This window comes from Streptomyces sp. NPDC013457 (assembly GCF_043089925.1).
In the GTDB taxonomy this organism is placed as follows: Bacteria; Actinomycetota; Actinomycetes; order Streptomycetales; family Streptomycetaceae; genus Streptomyces.
On the sequence record NZ_JBICBL010000007.1, the window covers coordinates 317,396 to 341,092 of the forward strand.

Annotated in this window: 21 protein-coding genes; 17 read left to right on the forward strand and 4 right to left on the reverse strand. The window is 70.3% G+C overall.

Annotation, left to right across the window (positions count from 1 at the left end; all coding sequences use genetic code 11):
- The first annotated feature begins 180 nt into the window (after positions 1-180).
- The gene (gene thrS, locus ACF1G2_RS21010) at positions 181-2,157 is read left to right on the forward strand and encodes a threonine--tRNA ligase (RefSeq protein ID WP_391799714.1); all 1,977 of its coding nucleotides are present in this window, start codon (positions 181-183) and stop codon (positions 2,155-2,157) included.
- A gap of 19 nt (positions 2,158-2,176) precedes the next feature.
- Here the strand turns inward: thrS and ACF1G2_RS21015 are convergent, their stop codons facing one another.
- Positions 2,177-2,854 (reverse strand): potassium channel family protein, encoded by a 678-nt coding sequence (locus ACF1G2_RS21015; protein ID WP_391799715.1) that lies wholly within the window; start codon positions 2,852-2,854, stop codon positions 2,177-2,179.
- 66 nt (positions 2,855-2,920) lie between these two features.
- Here ACF1G2_RS21015 and ACF1G2_RS21020 point away from each other — a divergent pair, with 66 nt between their 5' ends.
- Positions 2,921-3,493, forward strand: a complete 573-nt coding sequence (locus ACF1G2_RS21020) for an HIT domain-containing protein (RefSeq protein WP_352186519.1) — start codon at positions 2,921-2,923, stop codon at positions 3,491-3,493.
- 3 nt (positions 3,494-3,496) lie between these two features.
- On the opposite strand, the gene ACF1G2_RS21025 is transcribed toward ACF1G2_RS21020, so the two are convergent.
- Positions 3,497-5,155, reverse strand: a complete 1,659-nt coding sequence (locus ACF1G2_RS21025) for a hypothetical protein (RefSeq protein WP_391799716.1) — start codon at positions 5,153-5,155, stop codon at positions 3,497-3,499.
- 183 nt (positions 5,156-5,338) lie between these two features.
- The gene (locus ACF1G2_RS21030) at positions 5,339-7,546 is read right to left on the reverse strand and encodes an elongation factor G-like protein EF-G2 (RefSeq protein WP_391799717.1); all 2,208 of its coding nucleotides are present in this window, start codon (positions 7,544-7,546) and stop codon (positions 5,339-5,341) included.
- A 253-nt stretch (positions 7,547-7,799) separates the two neighbouring features.
- Between ACF1G2_RS21030 and pgsA the strand changes: the two genes are divergently transcribed.
- The 7 genes from pgsA (at position 7,800) to ACF1G2_RS21065 (ending at position 13,689) form a co-directional block, all read left to right on the forward strand.
- On the forward strand, positions 7,800-8,474 hold the full coding sequence (pgsA, locus tag ACF1G2_RS21035) for a phosphatidylinositol phosphate synthase (protein ID WP_391799718.1): 675 nt from the start codon (positions 7,800-7,802) through the stop codon (positions 8,472-8,474).
- Positions 8,471-9,397 (forward strand): phosphatidylinositol mannoside acyltransferase, encoded by a 927-nt coding sequence (locus ACF1G2_RS21040; RefSeq protein WP_391799719.1) that lies wholly within the window; start codon positions 8,471-8,473, stop codon positions 9,395-9,397. Before pgsA ends, ACF1G2_RS21040 begins: the two co-directional genes overlap by 4 nt.
- Entirely contained in the window at positions 9,394-10,557 is a 1,164-nt protein-coding gene (locus ACF1G2_RS21045; protein WP_391799720.1) for a glycosyltransferase family 4 protein, read from the forward strand. Before ACF1G2_RS21040 ends, ACF1G2_RS21045 begins: the two co-directional genes overlap by 4 nt.
- A gap of 140 nt (positions 10,558-10,697) precedes the next feature.
- Complete coding sequence (locus tag ACF1G2_RS21050; RefSeq protein WP_391799721.1) at positions 10,698-11,240, forward strand: hypothetical protein; 543 nt, start codon at positions 10,698-10,700, stop codon at positions 11,238-11,240.
- Positions 11,241-11,428: 188 nt separating this feature from the next.
- Positions 11,429-12,277, forward strand: coding sequence for a pyridoxal 5'-phosphate synthase lyase subunit PdxS (gene pdxS / locus ACF1G2_RS21055; protein WP_391799849.1), 849 nt, complete (start codon positions 11,429-11,431; stop codon positions 12,275-12,277).
- A gap of 6 nt (positions 12,278-12,283) precedes the next feature.
- Positions 12,284-12,874 (forward strand): pyridoxal 5'-phosphate synthase glutaminase subunit PdxT, encoded by a 591-nt coding sequence (gene pdxT, locus ACF1G2_RS21060; protein ID WP_391799722.1) that lies wholly within the window; start codon positions 12,284-12,286, stop codon positions 12,872-12,874.
- Positions 12,875-12,936: 62 nt separating this feature from the next.
- A complete protein-coding gene (locus tag ACF1G2_RS21065) occupies positions 12,937-13,689 on the forward strand; it encodes a YebC/PmpR family DNA-binding transcriptional regulator (protein WP_158985482.1) in 753 nt (250 codons plus the stop codon).
- 111 nt (positions 13,690-13,800) lie between these two features.
- On the opposite strand, the gene ACF1G2_RS21070 is transcribed toward ACF1G2_RS21065, so the two are convergent.
- Positions 13,801-14,094 (reverse strand): hypothetical protein, encoded by a 294-nt coding sequence (locus ACF1G2_RS21070; protein WP_352186529.1) that lies wholly within the window; start codon positions 14,092-14,094, stop codon positions 13,801-13,803.
- Between the two features lie 248 nt (positions 14,095-14,342).
- Between ACF1G2_RS21070 and ruvC the strand changes: the two genes are divergently transcribed.
- From ruvC to ACF1G2_RS21110, 8 genes are all read left to right on the forward strand, one after another.
- Entirely contained in the window at positions 14,343-14,885 is a 543-nt protein-coding gene (ruvC, locus tag ACF1G2_RS21075) for a crossover junction endodeoxyribonuclease RuvC (RefSeq protein WP_391799723.1), read from the forward strand.
- A complete protein-coding gene (ruvA, locus tag ACF1G2_RS21080) occupies positions 14,882-15,511 on the forward strand; it encodes a Holliday junction branch migration protein RuvA (RefSeq protein WP_391799724.1) in 630 nt (209 codons plus the stop codon). The genes ruvC and ruvA overlap by 4 nt, the downstream gene beginning before the upstream one ends.
- Positions 15,512-15,696: 185 nt before the next feature.
- The gene (ruvB, locus tag ACF1G2_RS21085; RefSeq protein WP_391799725.1) at positions 15,697-16,776 is read left to right on the forward strand and encodes a Holliday junction branch migration DNA helicase RuvB; all 1,080 of its coding nucleotides are present in this window, start codon (positions 15,697-15,699) and stop codon (positions 16,774-16,776) included.
- Positions 16,777-16,952: 176 nt separating this feature from the next.
- Positions 16,953-17,420: a preprotein translocase subunit YajC gene (gene yajC / locus ACF1G2_RS21090; RefSeq protein WP_391799726.1), complete on the forward strand. Its 468-nt coding sequence runs from the start codon at positions 16,953-16,955 to the stop codon at positions 17,418-17,420.
- A 147-nt stretch (positions 17,421-17,567) separates the two neighbouring features.
- The gene (gene secD, locus ACF1G2_RS21095) at positions 17,568-19,358 is read left to right on the forward strand and encodes a protein translocase subunit SecD (protein ID WP_391799727.1); all 1,791 of its coding nucleotides are present in this window, start codon (positions 17,568-17,570) and stop codon (positions 19,356-19,358) included.
- Position 19,359: 1 nt separating this feature from the next.
- Positions 19,360-20,451 carry a protein translocase subunit SecF gene (secF, locus tag ACF1G2_RS21100; RefSeq protein WP_391799728.1) on the forward strand — a complete coding sequence of 364 codons (1,092 nt, stop codon included), beginning with the start codon at positions 19,360-19,362 and terminating at the stop codon, positions 20,449-20,451.
- Positions 20,448-20,999, forward strand: coding sequence for an adenine phosphoribosyltransferase (locus tag ACF1G2_RS21105; RefSeq protein ID WP_391799729.1), 552 nt, complete (start codon positions 20,448-20,450; stop codon positions 20,997-20,999). The genes secF and ACF1G2_RS21105 overlap by 4 nt, the downstream gene beginning before the upstream one ends.
- 204 nt (positions 21,000-21,203) lie before the next feature.
- Entirely contained in the window at positions 21,204-23,678 is a 2,475-nt protein-coding gene (locus ACF1G2_RS21110) for a RelA/SpoT family protein (RefSeq protein WP_391799730.1), read from the forward strand.
- The last annotated feature ends 19 nt before the right edge of the window (positions 23,679-23,697 follow it).

Here is a 23,697-nt window from a genome sequence, read left to right on the forward strand (position 1 = left end):
CGAAAGGACGCGGCCGGGCCGCCTGGGCCGGCGCAGCACCGGCTGCCCCGTGAGCCCGGCACCAGCGTCCCGGAGGCGAACCGAGCCCTTAGAATTTACAGCGCGCGGCACCTCGTCTCTGTCGCGCGCCGTCGACGCCGGCACATCGTGTCTGCCTGCGCCCTTATGGAAAGAGCATCCGTGTCTGATGTCCGTGTGACCGTCCAGTCCGCCTCAGGAGCCGAGGATCGGGCGGTGAGCGCGGGCACGACCGCCGGCGCGCTGTTCGCCGACGACCGGTCCGTGATCGCCGCCCGCGTCGGCGGTGAGCTGAAGGACCTCACCTACCTCGTCGCCGAGGGCGATGTCGTCGAGCCCGTCGAGATCTCCTCCCCGGACGGTCTCGACATCCTGCGGCACTCCACCGCGCACGTCATGGCCCAGGCCGTGCAGGAGCTCTTCCCCGAGGCCAAGCTCGGCATCGGCCCGCCGGTCCGGGACGGCTTCTACTACGACTTCGACGTCGAGAAGCCGTTCACGCCCGAGGATCTCAAGGCCATCGAGAAGAAGATGCAGGAGATCCAGAAGCGCGGGCAGCGCTTCTCCCGTCGCGTCGTGACCGACGAGGCCGCCCGCGAGGAGCTCGCGGACGAGCCGTACAAGCTGGAGCTCATCGGCATCAAGGGCTCCGCGTCGACCGACGACGGCGCGAGCGTCGAGGTCGGCGGCGGCGAGCTGACGATCTACGACAATCTGGACGCCAAGACCGGCGACCTGTGCTGGAAGGACCTCTGCCGAGGCCCGCACCTGCCCACCACCCGGAACATCCCCGCGTTCAAGCTCATGCGGAACGCCGCCGCGTACTGGCGCGGCAGCGAGAAGAACCCGATGCTCCAGCGCATCTACGGCACCGCCTGGCCGTCGAAGGACGAGCTGAAGGCCCACCTCGACTTCCTCGCCGAGGCCGAGAAGCGCGACCACCGCAAGCTCGGCAACGAGCTCGACCTCTTCTCCGTCCCGGACGAGATCGGTTCCGGTCTCGCCGTCTTCCACCCCAAGGGCGGCATCATCCGCCGGGTCATGGAGGACTACTCGCGCAAGCGCCACGAGGAGGAGGGCTACGAGTTCGTCTACTCGCCGCACGCCACCAAGGGCAAGCTGTTCGAGAAGTCGGGCCACCTCGACTGGTACGCCGAGGGCATGTACCCCCCCATGCAGCTCGACGAGGGCGTGGACTACTACCTCAAGCCCATGAACTGCCCGATGCACAACCTGATCTTCGACGCGCGCGGACGTTCCTACCGTGAACTGCCGCTCCGCCTGTTCGAGTTCGGCACCGTGTACCGGTACGAGAAGTCGGGCGTCGTGCACGGCCTGACCCGCGCCCGGGGCTTCACCCAGGACGACGCGCACATCTACTGCACCCGCGAGCAGATGGCGGAGGAGCTCGACAAGACGCTCACCTTCGTCCTCAACCTGCTGCGCGACTACGGTCTGACCGACTTCTACCTGGAGCTGTCCACCAAGGACCCGGAGAAGTTCGTCGGCTCGGACGAGGCGTGGGAAGAGGCCACCGCGGTCCTCCAGCAGGTGGCCGAGAAGCAGGGCCTCCCGCTCACCCCCGACCCGGGCGGCGCCGCGTTCTACGGCCCGAAGATCTCCGTGCAGGCGCGTGACGCCATCGGCCGTACCTGGCAGATGTCGACCGTGCAGCTGGACTTCAACCTGCCGGAGCGCTTCGACCTGGAGTACACCGGTCCCGACGGCACCAAGCAGCGTCCGGTCATGATCCACCGCGCGCTGTTCGGCTCGATCGAGCGCTTCTTCGCGGTGCTCCTGGAGCACTACGCGGGCGCCATGCCGCCGTGGCTGGCCCCCGTCCAGGCGACCGGCATCCCGATCGGCGACGCACACATCCCGTACCTCCAGGAGTTCGCCGCCAAGGCGAAGAGGCAGGGGCTGCGGGTCGAGGTCGACGCCTCCTCGGACCGGATGCAGAAGAAGATCCGCAACGCGCAGAAGCAGAAGGTACCGTTCATGATCATCGCGGGCGACGAGGACATGGCCAACGGCGCCGTCTCCTTCCGTTACCGCGACGGCTCGCAGGAGAACGGCATCCCCGTCGACGAGGCCATCGCCAAGATCGCCAAGGTCGTCGAGGAGCGCGTCCAGGTCTGACCCGTTGCCGCGCGGACGGCTAAGGGGCCCCCGGGAAGTTCCCCGGGGGCCCCTTCTCGTCCTCCCGCATGAACGTCTGGATCAGCCAGGACGAGAACGAACCGGTGACGGCCCCCAGCAGGGCGACTCCGCACGCCATCATGCCCACGGCGATGATCCTCCCGGTCGTGGTCACCGGTGTCACGTCCCCGTACCCGACCGTCGTCAGGGTCTCCGCCGCCCACCAGAGCGAGTCGCCGAAGGTACGGATCGTCGCGCCCGGCGCCCCTCGCTCATGCTGGAAGACGGCGAGCGCGCCGGCGAAGCCCAGCAGGGCGACGGTGAGACTGGAGTACGCCATGACCCGCGCGTAGAGGGTCAGCCGCGGCTGCTCCCGGCGACGCTGGATCTTTTCGTAGATCTTCACCATCTGCAGCGGTCGCAGCAGTGGCAGGATCAGCACCACCGTGCCCAGCAGGTGCCTGCGGACGAAGCGCAGCAACCCGAGACCGCTGAGACGGACCCGCACCACGTAGTCGACGATGAAGACGGACCAGGCCGCGAGCGTGATCGCCAGACAGACGTCGAGCCAGAACTGGTCCATGCCGTGGGCCAGCACCCGGACCGTGTACCCGGCGAGATAGAGCAGGGACGCCACGGCGAGCGGGGTCTCCATGCGGCGGTCCCAGCGTTGTTGGTTCTCCGGCCTCTCGTCCATCGGATCAGCATCTCCGGGAGTCGGGGACGAGCGCCCCGGCGACACGTTCCGAACGGGCGAAGCAATATGCTGCACAGCATGACGATTGAGCCGGAGCAGCAGATCGGAGTCGGGACGCAGGACGCGTTCCAGCGCCTGTGGACGCCTCACCGGATGGCGTACATCCAGGGCGAGAACAAGCCGACCGGGCCGGGGGCCGAGGACGGCTGTCCGTTCTGCGTGATCCCGTCGAAGTCGGACGAGGACGGCCTTGTGATAGCACGGGGCGAGAACGTCTACGCCGTGCTCAATCTCTACCCGTACAACGGCGGACACCTGATGGTGGTCCCGTACCGTCACGTCGCCGACTACACGGATCTGGACGCGCCGGAGACCGCCGAACTCGGCGAGTTCACCAAGCGGGCCATGATCGCCCTGCGGACCGCGTCCGGAGCGCACGGCTTCAACATCGGCATGAACCAGGGCGCGGTCGCGGGCGCCGGCATCGCCGCCCACCTGCACCAGCACATCGTGCCCCGCTGGGGCGGCGACACCAACTTCATGCCGGTCGTCGGTCACACGAAGGTGCTGCCGCAGCTCCTCGCCGACACCCGCGCGATGCTCGCCGCCGCCTGGCCGGCCACGTCGGAACTCGCCTGACCGCTACGCGTCGTACGCGTCCGCCTTCTTCGGCCCCGGGTCCTGGACGGCGCCGCTCAGGATGAGCGAGCGGTTGGTGAAGCGCTCCGTGTCCACGCCGTGATCGTCGAGCACCTCGATGGTCGCCGCGTGGACCGCGCGCATCACCGGTGTCGCGGCGCGGATCGCGTCGTCGGCCATGAAGCGGTGCCGCCACGGCTGGGCGGCCCACGCGTGGCGCAGTCCGAAGGGCTCCGGCAGGACGAGCTTGCCGCCGAGGAAGTCCAGGATCGCCGGGAACCAGGTCAGCGGGGCGCGGACCGCCTTGCGGACGATCTCGTCCGTCGCCAGGAGCGGCAGCTGGACCTCCCTGGTCTCCCAGAAGCGGACCGTCTTGGAGACCTCCTTCGTCTTCGCCTTGGGCTTGGTGGTGAAGAGCGAGTGGACCGGGCCGAGCGCGTGTCCCGTGACCTCCACGCGCAGGGTGCGGTGGAGCGAGGTCACCGTGATCATCATCGTCAGGACGAGCTGGCCGTCCCAGAGCGTGAACTGCACACCGAGGTAGTGCCGGTTGCCGGCGCCGAACTGCTGGTCGTTGCAGATGCGCTGTATCTCGTGCGGCTTGACCTGGAAGTGGACGATGTTGTCGCCGTCGGGCCTGGCGACCTCGTCGGCCCCCTCGCCCACCGGCGAGACGATCCAGTGCTTGACGGTCGGCTTGGGGAAGCCGGTCTTCAGGGAGCCCCGCTCCAGCATCGTGAGCTGGTCGTGGATCTTCCGTACGACGTCCCAGGCGCGGAAGTCGTGGATCTCGCGTCCGTCCTTGGGGATCAGCTCCTCGGCGAGCGTCCAGCTGCCCCAGCGCGTGCCCATGCCCAGTATTCCCTTGGGGCCCGCGTAGAAGACGATGTTGGACTGCTGCTCGGCGGAGAGCTTCTCCAGGTTCTGGCGGAGCTCCTCGGCGGACTTCTCGGCGGGGTCTCCGGGGACCGCCTCGGGGATCTTGGCGCCGATGCCGCCGCCGCTCAGCAGCGCGGTCCAGCGTTCGCGCAGGTCCCTGGCCGTGGACTCGCAGATCCGCTTGGCGAGGAACCAGCCGAGGACCGGGGCGACGATCATCGCCCGGAGATAGATCCCCAGGAAGCCGCCGAACGGCAGCTTGATCATGAATCCCACCGCGATCAGGGCGGCCACCAGCAGGATCGCGGTGCCCACTGCGCTGGTGCGCCTGTTCTCCGAGCCGGCGACCATGCGGCGCAGCTGGATCACGCCGAGCCAGAGCAGCAGTCCGGGCAGGAACAGGACGCCGAAGACGAAGGTGACCAGGGTCAGCCTGACGTCACGCTGCTTGCGGATGCCGGTGGCGGCCAGACAGTGCTCCACCACGGGCTGCGGGTCGGTGCCGAAGGACTGGATGAGCGCCTTGCGGGCACCACCGAGCATCCGCACCTGGACCGCGCGCGAGAAGGCCTCACCGAGGTCGGGGCGGAAGAGCCGGGCCCATCTGCCGTCGGTGACCTTGGACTGGTGCCAGTCGTTGTTGGCGTCCAGGATCGCTTCCACCGGGCTGTCGCGGTACGCGGCGGAGGCCAGGGCATGCGTCGCCGCCGTCTGTCCGTCCGAGCCCTGCAGAGGAACCTGCGCCCCGGGTCCGAAACTGCCGATCGTCACTGATGCCCCCATCGCCGCGCGCCCGCGTGGTTCACCGCGTGTCCCACTGCGGCCTGTTCCCGACTGCCGCGCCCCGCACACCTGCTGAGCTGGGCACCACAGCGTAACCGGGTACCGGTGGATGCGTCACGGGTCGGCCGGATGCCCTACGCCGGAGGGGAGTTGGACGGACGGCATCCGGCCGTGTGCGGGTGGCTAGGAACCCTTCCCCGCCTGCTCGCGGAGCTTCTCGGCGAGTTGATGGGGCATCGGTTCGTGACGGGCGTACGAACGGTCGAAGCGGCCGGTGCCGTGCGAGATGGAGCGGAGGTCGACCGCGTACCGTCCGATCTCGATCTCGGGGACCTCGGCGCGCACCAACGTCCGCCCGGTACCGGCCTGTTCGGTGCCGACGACCCGGCCGCGGCGCCCGGAGAGGTCGCTCATCACCGGCCCCACGTACTCGTCGGGGACGAGGACCTGCACCTCGGCGACCGGCTCCAGGAGCCGGATGCTCGCCTCGGCCGCCGCCTCGCGCAGGGCCAGGGCGCCCGCGGTCTGGAAGGCGGCGTCGGAGGAGTCGACCGAATGGGCCTTGCCGTCGCGCAGGGTGATCCGCACGTCGACCAGCGGATGCCCGGCGGCCACCCCGCGCGCGGCCTGGGCGCGTACGCCCTTCTCGACGGAGGGGATGAACTGGCGCGGAACCGCCCCGCCCACCACCTTGTCGACGAACTCGATCCCGCTCCCGGGCGGCAGCGGCTCGACGTCGATCTCGCAGATCGCGTACTGCCCGTGGCCGCCGGACTGTTTGACGTGCCGGCCCCGCCCGGCCGACGGCCCGCCGAAGGTCTCGCGGAGCGCCACCTTGTGCGGGACCGCGTCGACCTGCACCCCGTACCGGCTGCGCAGCCGCTCGAGGGCCACGTCCATGTGCGCCTCGCCCAGGCACCACAGGACGACCTGGTGGGTGTCCTGGTTCTGCTCCAGACGCATGGTCGGGTCCTCGGCGACCAGCCGCGCCAGACCCTGCGAGAGCTTGTCCTCGTCGGCCTTGCTGTGGGCCTCGATCGCCAGGGGGAGCAGCGGGTCGGGCATCGTCCACGGCTCCATCAGGAGCGGATCGTCCTTGCTGGAGAGGGTGTCGCCGGTCTCCGCCCGGGAGAGCTTGGCCACGCACGCCAGGTCGCCCGCCACGCACTGGCTCAGCTGGCGCTGCTGCTTGCCGAAGGGGGAGGTCAGCGCGCCGACCCGCTCGTCGACGTCGTGGTCCTCGTGGCCGCGGTCGGTCAGCCCGTGTCCGGAGACGTGGACCGTCACGTCGGGACGCAGGGTGCCGGAGAAGACCCGGACGAGAGAGATCCGGCCGACATAGGGGTCGGAGGCGGTCTTGACGACCTCGGCGACGAGCGGCCCCTCGGGATCACAGGTGACCGGGGGCCGCGGGACGCCGTCGGGCGTGGTCACCGCGGGCGCCTCGCGCTCCAGCGGGGTCGGGAAGCCGCGGGTGATCAGTTCGAGCAGCTCGACGGTGCCGAGCCCCTGCTTGCCGCCGGTGGAGGCGGGAGCGGCGGCCAGCACCGGATGGAAGGTGCCCCGGGCGACGGCCTTCTCCAGATCGTCGATCAGCGACTTGATGTCGATCGCCTCACCGCCGAGGTAGCGGTCCATGAGGGTCTCGTCCTCGCTCTCGGCGATGATCCCCTCGATCAGCCTGTTGCGGGCCTCCGCCAGCAGCGGCCGCTGGCTCTCGTCCGGCGGGTTCTCCTGCCGGGCGCCCGTGGAGTAGTCGAAGATCCGCTCCGAGAGGAGCCCCACCAGACCCGTCGTAGGCGCGTGTCCGTCCGGTGCCTCCGGGCCGGACAGCGGCAGGTACAGGGGGAGCACGGCATCGGGGTCGTCGCCGCCGAAGATGGCGGAGCAGACCGAGGTCAGCTCGTCGAAGCCGGTGCGGGCGGTGTCGAGATGGGTGACCACGATGGCGCGGGGCATCCCGACGGCCGCGCACTCCTCCCACACCATGCGGGTCGACCCGGCGATCGCGTCGGCCTCCTGGGCGGCCGAGACGACGAAGAGGGCCGCGTCCGCCGCGCGCAGACCGGCCCTCAGCTCCCCGACGAAGTCGGCGTACCCGGGGGTGTCGAGGAGATTGATCTTGACCCCGTCCCATTCGAGGGGGACGAGGGAGAGCTGTACGGAACGTTGCTGGCGGTGCTCGATCTCGTCGTGGTCGGAGAGCGTTCCGCCGTCCTCGACGCGCCCCGCCCGGTTGACCGCCCCCGCCGTCAGCGCGAGCGCCTCGACGAGTGTCGTCTTACCCGATCCGCTGTGGCCGACCAGCACCACGTTCCGTACGGCCGAGGGCCGGTCGGCCGTTGGGGCCCTGCCGGCGGCTCCGGAGTGTGCGTTCGCCTTGTCGCCCATGATGGGGTCCTCCCGATCGCTTGCACCGCTCGCTCGCGCGGTGAGGCGGGACGCGGGCGCAGGGGGAGGCACTGGGCAGCTCCGGCGGTGCCCGCGGTTGTCCTTCGAGCTTTGCACCGACGTCATGGTGCGTCCATACGTCGTACGCGACGCGGCGGGCGGGTGCCCGTCGGTTCGGCGGCAGCGTCGCTGGCTACGATGGGCGGGCCGGTGGTCGTAGGGGCCGCGCGGCCCACCGAACCTCGGGAAGGCCATGCTGAACAAGTACGCGCGTGCATTCTTCACGCGTGTCCTCACACCGTTCGCCGCGTTTCTGCTCCGTCGGGGCGTCAGCCCCGACGCGGTCACGCTCATCGGCACGGCCGGAGTGATGGCGGGAGCCCTGGTCTTCTTCCCCCGGGGAGAGTTCTTCTGGGGCACGATCGTCATCACTCTCTTCGTCTTCTCCGACCTCGTCGACGGGAACATGGCCCGGCAGGCGGGGATCTCCAGCCGCTGGGGCGCGTTCCTCGACTCGACCCTCGACCGGGTCGCCGACGGCGCCATCTTCGGTGGCTTCGCGCTCTGGTACGCGGGCAGCGGCGACGACAACGTGATGTGCGCCGTATCGATCTTCTGCCTGGCCAGCGGTCAGGTCGTCTCGTACACCAAGGCGCGAGGCGAATCGATTGGCCTGCCGGTCGCGGTCAACGGCCTGGTCGAGAGGGCCGAGCGGCTCGTGATCTCGCTGGTCGCCGCGGGCCTCGCCGGACTGCACGCCTTCGGTGTGCCGGGCGTCGACGTCCTGCTGCCGATCGCGCTCTGGATCGTGGCGGTGGGCAGCGCGGTGACCCTCGGCCAGCGGGTGGTCACGGTACGACGGGAATCGGCGGAGGCCGACGCGGCCGCGGACGCGTCCGGTGCGCGGGGGAACGAGGCGACGTCATGAGCGGGCTGCAGGACCGGCTGACCGACACCCTGTACGGGCTCGGCTGGGCGACGGTGAAGAAGCTGCCGGAGCCGGTGGCGGCGGGGCTCGGACGGCGGATCGCCGACACCGCCTGGAAGCGCCGCGGAAAGAGCGTGCTGCGGCTGGAGTCCAACCTCGCGCGTGTGGTGCCCGAGGCGGGCCCCGAGCGGCTCCGCGAGCTCTCGCAGGCCGGCATGCGCTCGTACATGCGGTACTGGATGGAGTCCTTCCGGCTGCCGACCTGGAGCAAGGAGCGGGTCGACCGCGGCTTCGACATCAAGGACGTCCACTACCTGAAGGACGGTCTCGCCTCCGGCCGCGGAGTGGTACTCGCCCTGCCGCACCTGGCCAACTGGGACCTCGCGGGGGTGTGGGTGACCCGCTCCCTCGGCGTGCCGTTCACCACGGTCGCCGAGCGGCTCAAGCCCGAGACGCTGTACGACCGGTTCGTCGCCTACCGCGAGTCGCTGGGCATGGAGGTCCTCCCGCACTCCGGCGGCTCGGCCTTCGGGACCCTCGCGCGACGGCTGCGCGACGGCGGTCTGATCTGCCTGGTCGCCGACCGCGACCTGTCCGCCTCCGGCACCGAGGTCACCTTCTTCGGGGAGACGGCCCGGATGCCGGCCGGGCCCGCGCTGCTCGCCCAGCAGACGGGCGCGCTGCTGCTGCCGGTGACCCTCTGGTACGACGAGACCCCGGTCATGAAGGGGCGCATCCACCCGCCCGTCGACGTACCCGAGTCAGGTACCCGGGCCGAGAAGACGTCCGTGATGACACAGGCGCTGGCCGATGCCTTCGCCGGCGGAATCGCGGACCACCCGGAGGACTGGCACATGCTGCAGCGACTGTGGCTGAAGGACCTGGAGGAGCGCCCGCCGCTCGGCGAGGAGCGCCAGCCGTGAAGATCGGCATCGTCTGCCCCTACTCGTGGGACGTGCCCGGCGGCGTCCAGTTCCACATCCGTGACCTCGCCGAGCACCTCATCAGGCTCGGGCACGAGGTCTCGGTGCTCGCCCCCGCCGACGACGAGACGCCGCTGCCGCCGTACGTCGTCTCGGCGGGCCGCGCCGTGCCCGTCCCGTACAACGGCTCGGTGGCCCGGCTGAACTTCGGCTTCCTGTCGGCGGCCCGGGTCCGGCGCTGGCTGCACGACGGCACCTTCGACGTCATCCACATCCACGAGCCGGCCTCACCCTCGCTCGGTCTGCTGAGCTGCTGGGCCGCGCAGGGGCCGATCGTCGCCACCTTCCACACGTCCAACCCGCGCTCGCGGGCGATGATCGCCGCCTACCCGATCCTGCAACCCGCGCTGGAGAAGATCAGCGCGCGGATCGCGGTGAGCGAGTACGCCCGGCGCACGCTGGTCGAGCACCTCGGCGGGGACGCCGTCGTCATCCCCAACGGGGTCGACGTCGACTTCTTCGCGCGGGCCGAGCCCAGGACGGAGTGGCAGGGGCAGACCCTCGGCTTCATCGGGCGCATCGACGAGCCGCGCAAGGGCCTGCCGGTCCTGATGAAGGCGCTGCCGAAGATCCTCGCGGAGCGGCCCGACACGCGGCTCCTCGTCGCCGGGCGCGGTGACGAGGAGGAGGCGGTCGCCTCGCTGCCGCGCGAGATGCGGGAGCGCGTGGAGTTCCTCGGCATGGTCAGCGACGAGGACAAGGCGCGCCTGCTGCGCAGTGTCGACGTCTACGTCGCGCCGAACACGGGCGGCGAGAGCTTCGGCATCATCCTCGTCGAGGCGCTGTCGGCGGGCGCGCCGGTCCTCGCCTCCGACCTGGACGCCTTCGCACAGGTCCTCGACCAGGGCGCGGCGGGCGAGCTCTTCGCCAACGAGGACGCGGACGCGCTGGCGGACACGGCGATCCGGCTCCTCGGGGACGAGGTGCGGCGCAAGGAGCTGAGCAGGCGCGGCAGCGCGCACGTACGGCGCTTCGACTGGTCGACGGTGGGCGCGGACATCCTCGCGGTCTACGAGACGGTGACGGACGGCGCGGCCTCGGTCGCCACGGACGAACGCGTGGGCCTGCGGGCGCGGTTCGGCCTGGCGTCGCGGGACTGAGCGGGCCCGACGGCGGTCCATCGCGGTCACGCGCGCTCGGCCGACCGACCCGGGGACGGGCGGACGGCGAAGGTCCGCTTCGCGCACGACCGTGACCTGTGGGAAGGGCTGCTGCCACCGCGACGGTAGCCTGTGCGCCCGTGACCGAAACCCTGATCTGGACCGTCGTCGCGCTGATCGCGATCGGCCTGTACCTCAGCTGGACCGCCGGCCGGCTCGACCGGCTGCACTCGCGGATCGACGCGGCCCGCGCCGCGCTCGACGCCCAGCTGCTGCGCCGCGCCTCGGTCGCCCAGGAGCTGGCCACCTCCGGAGTGCTCGACCCGGCCGCCTCGATCGTGCTCTACGAGGCCGCGCACGCGGCCCGGCAGGCCGAGGAGGACCACCGCGAGGTCGCCGAGAGCGAACTGAGCCAGGCGCTGCGGGCGGTGTTCGGCGAGCCCGAGCAGGTCGAGGCCGTACGGGAGGCCCCCGGCGGCGAGGAGGCCGCGGGCGAACTCGCCGCGGCCGTCCGTCGCGTACCGATGGCCCGCCGGTTCCACAACGACGCCGTCCGCGCCGCACGGGCGCTGCGCCGCCACCGCACCGTGCGCTGGTTCCGGCTCGCAGGCCACGCACCGTTCCCACTGGCCTTCGAAATGGACGACGAACCGCCCGTGGCCCTTGCTGATCGTCCGTCCTGACCGTTCCGGCCTGCGAAATCAACCAAAACGATCCACCGGCTGAACATTGGCCCTTGATGTGGACTGCTGGTGGACTGTTACCTCATTCTTGTCTCAACACCGCTTTCACGAGTGAGGTCCCCGTGTCCACCACGCTTCCCAACAGCACCCAGTCTCCCGAGACCGGCACCGCGCGCGTCAAGCGCGGCATGGCCGAGCAGCTCAAGGGCGGCGTGATCATGGACGTGGTCAACGCCGAGCAGGCGAAGATCGCCGAGGACGCGGGCGCCGTGGCCGTCATGGCCCTGGAGCGGGTCCCCGCCGACATCCGCAAGGACGGCGGCGTCGCCCGGATGTCCGACCCGAACATGATCGAGGAGATCATCGGCGCGGTCTCCATCCCGGTCATGGCCAAGTCCCGCATCGGCCACTTCGTCGAGGCCCAGGTCCTGCAGTCCCTCGGTGTCGACTACATCGACGAGTCCGAGGTCCTCACCCCGGCCGACGAGATCAACCACTCCGACAAGTGGGCGTTCACCACCCCCTTCGTCTGTGGCGCCACCAACCTGGGCGAGGCCCTCCGCCGCATCGCCGAGGGCGCGGCCATGATCCGCTCCAAGGGCGAGGCCGGCACCGGCAACGTCGTCGAGGCCGTCCGCCACCTGCGCCAGATCAAGAACGAGATCGCCAAGCTGCGCGGCTTCGACAACAACGAGCTGTTCGCCGCCGCCAAGGACCTGCGCGCCCCGTACGAGCTGGTCAAGGAGGTCGCCGAGCTCGGCAAGCTGCCGGTCGTGCTGTTCTCCGCCGGTGGTGTCGCCACCCCCGCCGACGCCGCGCTGATGCGCCAGCTCGGTGCCGAGGGCGTCTTCGTCGGCTCCGGCATCTTCAAGTCGGGCGACCCGGCCAAGCGCGCCGCCGCCATCGTGAAGGCCACCACCTTCTACGACGACCCGAAGATCATCGCGGACGCCTCCCGCAACCTGGGCGAGGCCATGGTCGGCATCAACTGCGACACCCTCCCCGAGTCCGAGCGCTACGCCAACCGCGGCTGGTAAGCACCCATGAGCACACCCGTGATCGGTGTCCTGGCACTCCAGGGCGACGTACGGGAGCACCTGATCGCCCTGGCCGCGGCTGACGCCGTGGCCAGGCCGGTCCGGCGCCCCGAGGAGCTCGCCGAGGTCGACGGCCTCGTCATACCGGGCGGCGAGTCCACCACCATCTCCAAGCTGGCCGTGCTCTTCGGCCTGATGGAGCCGCTGCGCGAGCGCATCGCCGCCGGCCTGCCCGTCTACGGCACCTGCGCCGGTCTGATCATGCTCGCCGACAAGATCCTCGACCCGCGCTCGGGCCAGGAGACCTTCGGCGGCATCGACATGATCGTCCGCCGCAACGCCTTCGGCCGTCAGAACGAGTCCTTCGAGGCCGGCGTCACCGTCACCGGCATCGAGGACGCCCCCGTCGAGGGCGTCTTCATCCGCGCCCCCTGGGTCGAGTCGGTCGGTGCGGAGGTCGAGGTCCTCGCCGAGCACGAGGGCCACATCGTGGCCGTACGCCAGGGGCAGGTCCTGGCGACCTCGTTCCACCCCGAGCTCACCGGCGATCACCGCATTCACGCCCTGTTCGTCGACATGGTGCGCTCCGCGCGGTGACGAGGTCCCGGTAAGATCTCTGGGGTTCGTGCAGAAATGGGTTACGCGAAGGAGACAGGCAGATGTCCGGCCACTCTAAATGGGCTACGACGAAGCACAAGAAGGCCGTGATCGACGCCAAGCGCGGCAAGCTCTTCGCGAAGCTGATCAAGAACATCGAGGTCGCGGCCCGGACCGGCGGCGCCGACCTGGACGGAAACCCGACGCTGTTCGACGCCGTGCAGAAGGCGAAGAAGAGCTCGGTCCCGAACAAGAACATCGACTCGGCGATCAAGCGCGGCGGCGGCCTCGAGGCCGGCGGCGTCGACTACGAGACGATCATGTACGAGGGCTACGGTCCGAACGGTGTCGCGGTGCTCATCGAGTGCCTCACCGACAACCGCAACCGTGCCGCCTCCGACGTCCGCGTCGCCATGACCCGCAACGGCGGCTCGATGGCCGACCCGGGCTCGGTCTCGTACCTGTTCAACCGCAAGGGCGTCATCGTGCTGCCCAAGGGCGAGCTGACCGAGGACGACGTCCTCGGCGCCGTCCTCGACGCGGGCGCCGAGGAGGTCAACGACCTCGGTGAGAGCTTCGAGGTCATCAGCGAGGCCACCGACATGGTCGCCGTCCGTACCGCCCTCCAGGAGGCCGGTATCGACTACGACTCCGCCGACTCCAACTTCGTCCCGACCATGCAGGTCGAGCTGGACGAGGAGGGCGCGCGCAAGATCTTCAAGCTGATCGACGCGCTGGAGGACAGCGACGACGTGCAGAACGTCTTCGCCAACTTCGACGTCAGCGACGAGGTCATGGAGAAGGTCGACGCCTGACGGGGCATCGTCCGCGCACACGAGGAGCGGCCCGCCGGAGAACCGGCGGGCCGCTCTTTCGTCATCCCCGGCCGCGTGGGTGTCAGGAATCAGCCGGGTACGGGATCACCTTCAGTCGATCCGCTTGAAGTCGCCCGAGTTCTTGACGCTCCCCGAGGCGCCGCCCGCGGCGGTGACCTTCTTCATCCGGCTGGTCCGGCCGTCCTGCCACCAGACGTTCATCGACGCCTCGTAGGTGCAGGTGTTCCGGTAGTACACCGTGGTGGTGGTCCAGCCCTCGGCCCAGGACCAGCTGAAGCAGCCGGTCTTGCCGCGGTGGATCTCCGAGGACGCCGCCTGGGCGGGCGAGCTGAGACCGACCGTGGCGAGCGCGATCGCGGCGCCCGTGACGCCGATCTTGGACATGCGACGCATGTTTCCCCCTGTTTTGTTGGGTTGTGTGGCCGAGAACCGATGGCCACTCGAACGTTCACACGTCGGTCAAACGTGCGAATGTCAGTGATCATAATGAGGAACGATCATGACGGCAAGGTGAATTCGCGCCGCTCGGGCGCCCCTCCCGGCAGGTCATCGGCCCGTCGGACCCCCGTGGTCGGCCGCGGTGTCAGAGGCAGCCGGTAGCCTTCAGGCGGTTGCCGAGGGATGGAGGAGCAGTGCGTGTCTTGGGTGTCGACCCCGGGCTGACGCGGTGTGGCGTGGGAGTCGTCGACGGCGTGGCCGGGCGGCCTCTGACCATGCTCGGCGTCGGCGTCGTGCGCACCCCCGCGGACGATCAGATCGGCGCGCGTCTCGTCCTCATCGAACAGGGCATCGAGGCCTGGATCGAGGAGTACCAGCCCGAAATGGTCGCCGTGGAGCGGGTCTTCAGCCAGCACAACGTGCGCACGGTGATGGGCACCGCCCAGGCCAGTGCCGTCGCCATGCTCTGCGCGTCCCGGCGCGGCATCCCCGTCGCACTGCACACCCCCAGCGAGGTCAAGGCAGCCGTCACCGGCAGCGGCCGCGCCGACAAGGCCCAGGTCGGAGCGATGGTGACCCGGCTGCTACGGCTCTCCGCCCCGCCCAAGCCGGCCGACGCGGCGGACGCCCTCGCCCTGGCCATCTGTCACATCTGGCGCGCCCCGGCCCAGAACCGTCTCCAGCAGGCCGTCGCCGCCCATCACGCAACCCACGCCTCGAAAGGCCGACCCGCATGATCGCCTTCGTCAGCGGCCCGGTCGCCGCGCTCGCCCCCACCACCGCGGTCGTCGAGGTCGGCGGCATCGGCATGGCCGTCCAGTGCACGCCGAACACCATCGCCGGCCTGAGGATCGGTCAGGTGGCCCGGCTCGCCACGTCGCTGGTGGTCCGTGAGGACTCCCTGACGCTCTACGGCTTCGCCGACGACGACGAGCGCCAGGTCTTCGAACTGCTCCAGACCGCCAGCGGCGTCGGACCCCGCCTCGCCCAGGCCATGCTCGGCGTGCACAGCCCCGACGCGCTCCGCCTCGCCGTCTCCACCGGAGACGAGAAGACCCTGACCGCCGTCCCCGGCATCGGCAAGAAGGGGGCGCAGAAACTCCTCCTCGAACTGAAGGACAAGCTGGGGCAGCCACTCGGCACCGGCGGCCTCGTCGGCGCCCAGCGCGCGGCGGCCGGTCCCGCGCCCTGGACGGAGCAGCTCTCCGCCGCCCTCGTCGGCCTCGGCTACGCGTCCCGGGAGGCGGAGGAGGCGGTCGCGGCGGTGACCCCGCAGGCCGAAGCCGCGCTCGCCGCGGGCGAGGCGGCCCCGGTCCCGCAGCTTCTCCGCGCGGCCCTCCAAACCCTGAACCGCGCCAGATAGCCCTGCGGGGCGCCTTCCCCACCCCCGCCCTCCGGGCGGGACATTCAGCCTCGCCGGCGTGTGAGGCGCGGGGTCCGGGACGTAGCCCCGGTACGGGAAGGAGCGGGGCGGGGACAGAGCCCGCCCCAGGCGCCCCGCTCGCCGCACACACCACCGCACCGACACCACCCACGAAGGCAGAGACCGTGAACTGGGACGACGACACCGCACCCGCAGCCGAGGACCGCCTCGTCGGCGCCTCGGCCGACGGCGACGACCAGGCCGTCGAGGCCGCGCTGCGTCCCAAGGACCTGGCCGAGTTCGTCGGTCAGGAGAAGGTCCGGCAGCAGCTCGACCTGGTCCTCAAGGCCGCCCGCCAGCGCGGCGCCACCGCGGACCACGTGCTGCTCTCCGGCGCCCCCGGTCTCGGCAAGACCACCCTCTCGATGATCATCGCCGCCGAGATGAAGGCCCCGATCCGGATCACCTCCGGCCCCGCCATCCAGCACGCCGGCGACCTCGCCGCGATCCTCTCCTCCCTCCAGGAGGGAGAGATCCTCTTCCTCGACGAGATCCACCGCATGTCCCGGCCCGCCGAGGAGATGCTCTACATGGCGATGGAGGACTTCCGCGTCGACGTCATCGTCGGCAAGGGCCCCGGCGCCACCGCCATCCCCCTGGAGCTGCCGCCCTTCACCCTGGTCGGTGCCACCACCCGGGCCGGACTCCTGCCGCCCCCGCTCCGCGACCGCTTCGGCTTCACCGGCCACATGGAGTTCTACGACCCCGCCGAGCTGGAGCGCGTCATCCACCGCTCCGCCGGACTCCTCGACGTCGAGATCGACACCGCCGGAGCCGCCGAGATCGCCGGCCGCTCCCGCGGTACCCCCCGCATCGCCAACCGCCTCCTGCGCCGCGTCCGCGACTACGCCCAGGTCAGGGCCGACGGCGTGATCACCCGCGAGATCGCCTCCGCCGCGCTCGGCGTGTACGAGGTGGACGCCCGCGGCCTCGACCGGCTCGACCGCGCCGTCCTGGAGGCCCTGCTCAAGCTCTTCGGCGGCGGACCGGTCGGTCTGTCGACCCTCGCGGTGGCGGTGGGGGAGGAGCGGGAGACCGTCGAGGAGGTCGCCGAACCCTTCCTCGTAAGGGAAGGACTCCTGGCGCGCACACCCCGTGGTCGGGTCGCCACTCCGGCGGCATGGGCCCACCTCGGGCTCGTTCCACCGCAGGCAGCGGCCCCGGGCGCGCCAGGAAGCGGACAACAGGGGCTCTTCGGGGCGTGACGGGACCGTGACGGCGCGGAGACTCGTCGGAGCAGGAACCAGGGTGCGATGCTGGACGTTGTTCCAACGATGCGGACTCGCCTAGACTCCGCCGATGCCGACCTTTCTGGTCGGCACGCCCACCCCCGAAGATCAGGCCGCGGGTTCTCCGCGTCCGTGCGAAGGAAACCCGTCCCGTGAGTATCGTGACCCTCCTCCCCTTCATCGTCCTCATCGGGGCCATGTTCCTGATGACCCGCTCTGCGAAGAAGAAGCAGCAGGCGGCCGCGCAGATGCGCGACGAGATTCAGCCCGGCACCGGCGTACGGACGATCGGGGGGATGTACGCCACCGTCAAGGAAATCGGCGACGAGACCGTCCTCCTCGAGGTCGCTCCCGGCGTGCACGCCGTCTACGCGAAGAACGCCATCGGCGCGGTCCTCGCGGACGACGAGTACAACCGCATCGTCCACGGTGACGAGCCGGACGCCGAGGCCGTCGTCCCGGACGACGCCTCCTCCCTGACCGAGACGGCCGACGCCGTCGCGGCGGACGAGGCCGTCGAGGACACCAAGCCCGACCTGACCAAGAAGGCCGAGGCCGTCGAGGCCGACGCCGAGGTCAACAAGGACGGCAAGGGCGACAGCGGGACCGAGGCGAAGTAGTCGCGACCGGGGACCGCGGAGAACGCCCACCGGCGTCCGCGGTCCCCGGCACGGTTCCACGTCTGCGGGGGCAGGTCCCCACACACACTTTCGTGGCCGCACCGCGCACACCCGTCGCCGGGCGGTTGGACAGGGAGAAACGACAAGGTGGCAGCACCGAAGAAGGGCCGAAGGCCGGCGGGGGGCCAGAGCAGGCCGGGGCGTGCCCTGGCTCTGATCCTGATCGCCATGGTCGCGCTCACGGGCGCGATGTTCTGGTCGGGGCACACCACTCCGCGGCTGGGCATCGACCTCGCGGGCGGTACCTCGATCACGCTCAAGGCGAAGGCCGAGCCCGGCAAGGAAGACGCCGTCAACGAGACCAACATGAACACCGCGGTCGGCATCATCGACCGCCGTGTCAATGGTCTGGGTGTCTCCGAGGCCGAGGTCCAGACGCAGGGCCGCGAGAACATCATCGTCAACATCCCGCGGGGTGTGGACGAGAAGCAGGCGCGTGAGCAGGTCGGTACGACCGCTCAGCTGCACTTCCGGCCGGTGCTGGCCTGGGCCCCGAGCGGTCCGGCGACCCCGACGCCGTCCGGCAGCCCCACGCCGTCCGCGTCCACGAAGCCGTCCGCCGGCTCCTCCGCGAGCCCCTCGGCCTCGGCCACGGACGGCAAGGCCTCTCCCTCCGCGAGCGCCACCACGCAGGGCCGTGCCGTCAGCGAGGCCCTGAAGAAGGCGCCCACCCCGAGCGCCTCGGGCACCCCCTCGCCGGGCGCCTCGAAGTCCCCGGACGCCTCGAAGTCCCCCGGCACCACGCCTCCTGCCGACGACGCGGCGAAGCTGCAGCAGCAGTTCGCCGCGCTCGACTGCACGCCGAAGGCGCCGAAGTCCGGCGACAAGAAGGTCGTGCCGAACCCGGCCCAGGGCGTTCCCGCCGAGCAGCCCACCCTCGCGTGCGGCACCGAGGGCGACGCCAAGTACCTCCTCGGCCCCGCCGAGGTGGACGGCCGTGACGTCGACGACGCCAAGGGCGTCTTCGACCAGCAGCGCGGCATGTGGATCGTGAACATGGAGTTCACGGACGCGGGTGCCAAGAAGTTCTCGCAGATCACCGGCAAGCTCTCGCAGCAGCAGGAGCCGCAGAACCAGTTCGCGATCGTCCTGGACGGCTCGGTCGTCTCGGCCCCGTCGGTGCGGACCACGCTGAGCGCCAACGCGGAGATCTCCGGCAGCTTCAACCAGCAGTCGGCCCAGGACCTCGGCAACATCCTGTCCTACGGTGCCCTGCCGCTCTCCTTCGACACCCAGAGCGTCGACACCGTCACCGCCGCGCTCGGTGGTGAGCAGCTTGAGGCCGGTCTGATCGCCGGCGCCATCGGCCTCGCCCTGGTCGTCCTGTACCTGATCGTCTACTACCGCGGCCTGTCGCTGATCGCCCTGCTCAGCCTCGGCGTCTCGGCTCTCCTCACGTACGTGATCATGTCACTGCTCGGCCCGGCCATCGGCTTCGCGCTGAACCTGCCGGCCGTCTGTGGCGCCATCGTGGCCATCGGTATCACCGCGGACTCGTTCATCGTCTACTTCGAACGCATCCGCGACGAGGTCCGCGAGGGCCGGACCCTGCGCCCGGCCGTCGAGCGTGCCTGGCCGCGCGCCCGTCGTACGATCCTCGTCTCCGACTTCGTGTCGTTCCTCGCCGCCGCGGTGCTCTTCGTCGTCACCGTCGGCAAGGTCCAGGGCTTCGCGTTCACCCTCGGCCTGACCACCCTGCTCGACGTGGTCGTGGTGTTCCTCTTCACCAAGCCGCTGATGACGCTGCTCGCGCGGACCAAGTTCTACGGCGAGGGCCACCCCTGGTCCGGACTGGACCCCAAGCGCCTCGGCGCCAAGCCGCCGCTGCGCCGCTCCCGTCGTGTCTCCGCCCCCGTCGACTCCCCGAAGGAGGCGTGAGATGGCGAAGAAGCGCGACAGCCTCGGCGCCCGGCTCAACCGCGGTGAGGTCGCCTACGACTTCATCGGCAACCGCAAGCTCTGGTACGGCCTGTCCATCCTGATCACCATCACGGCGATCGTGGCCCTGGCCGTCCGCGGCCTGAACATGGGCATCGAGTTCCAGGGCGGTGCCGTCTTCACCACCCCGAAGTCCGAGGTCTCGGTCTCCCAGGCCCAGGAGTACGCCGAGGAGGCCTCCGGCCACCCCGCCGTGGTCCAGAAGCTCGGCAGCGGCGCGCTGCGCATCCAGGTCGGCGGCCTCGACACCGAGAAGTCCGACCAGGTCCGCGCCGAGCTCGCCAAGGACCTGAACATCGCCGAGAACAAGATCGCGGCGGAGCTGGTCGGCCCCAGCTGGGGTGAGCAGATCGCCAACAAGGCATGGACCGGTCTCGCGGTCTTCATGATCCTCGTGGTGATCTATCTGGCCATCGCCTTCGAATGGCGAATGGCGGTAGCGGCGCTCATCGCCCTGATCCACGACCTGACCATCACCGTCGGCATCTACTCGCTCGTCGGGTTCGAGGTCACGGTCGGTACGGTCATCGGTCTGCTGACCATCCTCGGCTACTCGCTGTACGACACGGTCGTGGTCTTCGACTCCCTCAAGGAGGGAACGAAGGACATCACCAAGCAGACCCGCTACACCTACAGCGATCTGGCCAACCGGTCGATCAACGGCACTCTGATCCGTTCGATCAACACCACCGTCGTGGCCCTGCTGCCGGTCGCCGGCCTGCTCTTCATCGGTGGCGGTGTCCTCGGCGCCGGCATGCTGAACGACATCTCGCTGTCGCTGTTCGTCGGCCTCGCCGCCGGTGCGTACTCCTCGATCTTCATCGCCACCCCGCTCGTCGCCGACCTCAAGGAGCGCGAGCCGGCGATGAAGGCCCTCAGGAAGCGGGTGCTCGCCAAGCGCGCCTCCGCGGCCGCCAAGGGCGAGCCCCTGGACGGTTCCGACGAGGACGCGGACGGCTTCCACGACGAGGCCGAGACCGCGGTCGTCGGTCAGCGCGGCCGTCGCGGCCGCCCGTCGGAGAACCGAGGATGACCGCCGAGGCCCAGGACACCACGGCCCTGCTCCTCAGCCGGATCCGGGACGTCCCCGACTATCCGAAGCCGGGCGTGCTGTTCAAGGACATCACCCCGCTGCTCGCGGACCCGGAGGCGTTCACGGCGCTGACCGACAGCCTCGCCGCGCTGTGCGTCACGCACGGCGCGACGAAGATCGTCGGCCTGGAGGCGCGCGGCTTCATCCTCGCCGCACCGGTGGCCGTCCGCGCGGGCCTGGGATTCGTCCCGGTCCGCAAGGCCGGCAAGCTGCCCGGTGCGACGCTGAAGCAGGCGTACGAGCTGGAGTACGGCACCGCCGAGATCGAGGTGCACGCCGAGGACCTGGCCGACGGCGAACGCGTCATGGTCATCGACGACGTCCTCGCCACCGGCGGCACCGCCGAGGCCTCCATCGAGCTCATCCGGCGGGCCGGGGCGGGGGTCGCGGGAGTCGCGGTCCTCATGGAGCTCGGCTTCCTGCCGGGCCGCGCCCGCCTGGAGCCGGCCCTGCGCGGCGCTCCACTGGAGGCGCTGATCACGGTCTGACACCACACGCGCGCGTGCGGTGAGAGGCGCCCCGGGGAATCCCCGGGGCGCCTCGTCCGTTCTCCGGTGTATGACCCGGAACGGGCCGTTCGCGCGCGTGGTGCCCGTCTCACCCTCCGCACGCGGGAGCACGGCGGCCCCCGGCTCGATACGATGGCCTTTCCGGGCCTGACCGGGGGACCCGGTACAGCACGAGGAGCGCTCTTGCCAGACGAGGCCCAGCCACTCTCCGCCGCGCAGCCCGACCCGCAGGCCGACAAGGCCCTTGCGGCGGAGCCCGCGCCGCCCAAGAACAAGCCCGCGGAGGGCAGTCCCACGCCCGTGGCCCCCGCCCCGGCACCGGCCTCCTCGCCCAAGCCCGCCCCCGCCCCCGTGACCCGCTCCGGCGGCTCGTCCAACCGGGTGCGCGCCCGGCTCGCCCGGCTCGGCGTCCAGCGCTCCTCCCCGTACAACCCGGTCCTCGAACCGCTGCTGCGGATCGTCCGCTCCAACGACCCGAAGATCGAGACGGCGACTCTCCGCCAGGTCGAACGGGCCTACCAGGTCGCCGAGCGCTGGCACCGCGGCCAGAAGCGCAAGAGCGGCGACCCCTACATCACGCACCCGCTCGCCGTCACCACGATCCTCGCCGAGCTCGGCATGGACCCGGCCACGCTCATGGCCGGACTGCTGCACGACACCGTCGAGGACACCGAGTACGGCCTGGACACCCTGCGCCGCGACTTCGGCGACCAGGTGGCCCTCCTCGTCGACGGTGTCACCAAGCTCGACAAGGTCAAGTTCGGCGAGGCCGCGCAGGCCGAGACCGTCCGCAAGATGGTCGTCGCCATGGCCAAGGACCCGCGCGTCCTGGTCATCAAGCTCGCCGACCGGCTGCACAACATGCGCACCATGCGCTACCTCAAGCGGGAGAAGCAGGAGAAGAAGGCCCGCGAGACCCTCGAGATCTACGCGCCCCTTGCCCACCGCCTGGGCATGAACACCATCAAGTGGGAGCTGGAGGACCTCGCCTTCGCGATCCTCTACCCCAAGATGTACGACGAGATCGTCCGGCTCGTCGCCGAGCGCGCCCCCAAGCGCGACGAGTACCTCGCCATAGTGACCGACGAGGTCCAGGCCGACCTGCGCGCCGCCCGCATCAAGGCCACCGTCACCGGCCGGCCGAAGCACTACTACAGCGTCTACCAGAAGATGATCGTCCGCGGCCGTGACTTCGCGGAGATCTACGACCTGGTCGGCATCCGCGTCCTCGTGGACACCGTCCGCGACTGCTACGCGGCCCTCGGCACCGTCCACGCGCGATGGAACCCGGTCCCCGGCCGGTTCAAGGACTACATCGCGATGCCGAAGTTCAACATGTACCAGTCGCTGCACACGACGGTCATCGGCCCCAACGGCAAGCCCGTCGAGCTGCAGATCCGCACCTTCGACATGCACCGCCGCGCCGAGTACGGCATCGCCGCGCACTGGAAGTACAAGCAGGAGGCCGTCGCCGGCGCCTCCAAGGTGCGCACGGACGTGCCGAAGAACACCGGCAAGGACGACCACCTCAACGACATGGCGTGGCTGCGCCAGTTGCTCGACTGGCAGAAGGAGACCGAGGACCCCGGGGAGTTCCTGGAGTCCCTTCGCTTCGACCTGTCGCGCAACGAGGTCTTCGTCTTCACCCCCAAGGGCGATGTCATAGCGCTGCCCGCCGGGGCCACCCCCGTCGACTTCTCCTACGCCGTCCACACCGAGGTCGGCCACCGCACCATAGGGGCGCGGGTCAACGGGCGGCTCGTCCCGCTCGAATCGACCCTCGACAACGGCGACCTGGTCGAGGTCTTCACCTCCAAGGCCGCCGGCGCGGGCCCGTCCCGGGACTGGCTGGGCTTCGTCAAGTCCCCGCGCGCCCGCAACAAGATCCGCGCCTGGTTCTCCAAGGAGCGCCGCGACGAGGCGATCGAGCAGGGCAAGGACGCCATCGCGCGCGCCATGCGCAAGCAGAACCTGCCGATCCAGCGGATCCTCACCGGCGACTCGCTCGTCACGCTCGCCCACGAGATGCGCTACAGCGACATCTCCTCGCTGTACGCGGCGATCGGGGAGGGCCATGTCACGGCCCAGTCCATCGTGCAGAAGCTCGTCCAGGCGCTCGGCGGCGAGGAGGCCGCCACCGAGGACATCGCCGAGACCGCCCCGCCCACACGCGGCCGCGCCAAGCGCCGTTCCAGCGCCGACCCCGGTGTCGTCGTCAAGGGCGTCGAGGACGTCTGGGTCAAGCTGGCCCGCTGCTGCACGCCCGTACCCGGCGACCCGATCATCGGCTTCGTCACCCGCGGCAGCGGCGTCTCGGTCCACCGCAGCGACTGCGTCAACGTGGACTCGCTCTCCCGCGAGCCGGAGCGCATCCTCGAGGTCGAGTGGGCGCCCACACAGTCCTCGGTCTTCCTGGTCGCCATCCAGGTCGAGGCCCTGGACCGCTCCCGGCTGCTCTCGGACGTCACCCGCGTCCTGTCGGACCAGCACGTCAACATCCTGTCGGCGGCCGTCCAGACCTCCCGCGACCGGGTGGCCACCTCGCGCTTCACCTTCGAGATGGGCGACCCGAAGCACCTCGGCCACGTCCTGAAGGCCGTCCGCGGCGTCGAGGGCGTCTACGACGTCTACCGCGTCACCTCGGCGCGACGCCCGTAACAGCGCGTACGAGAAGGGC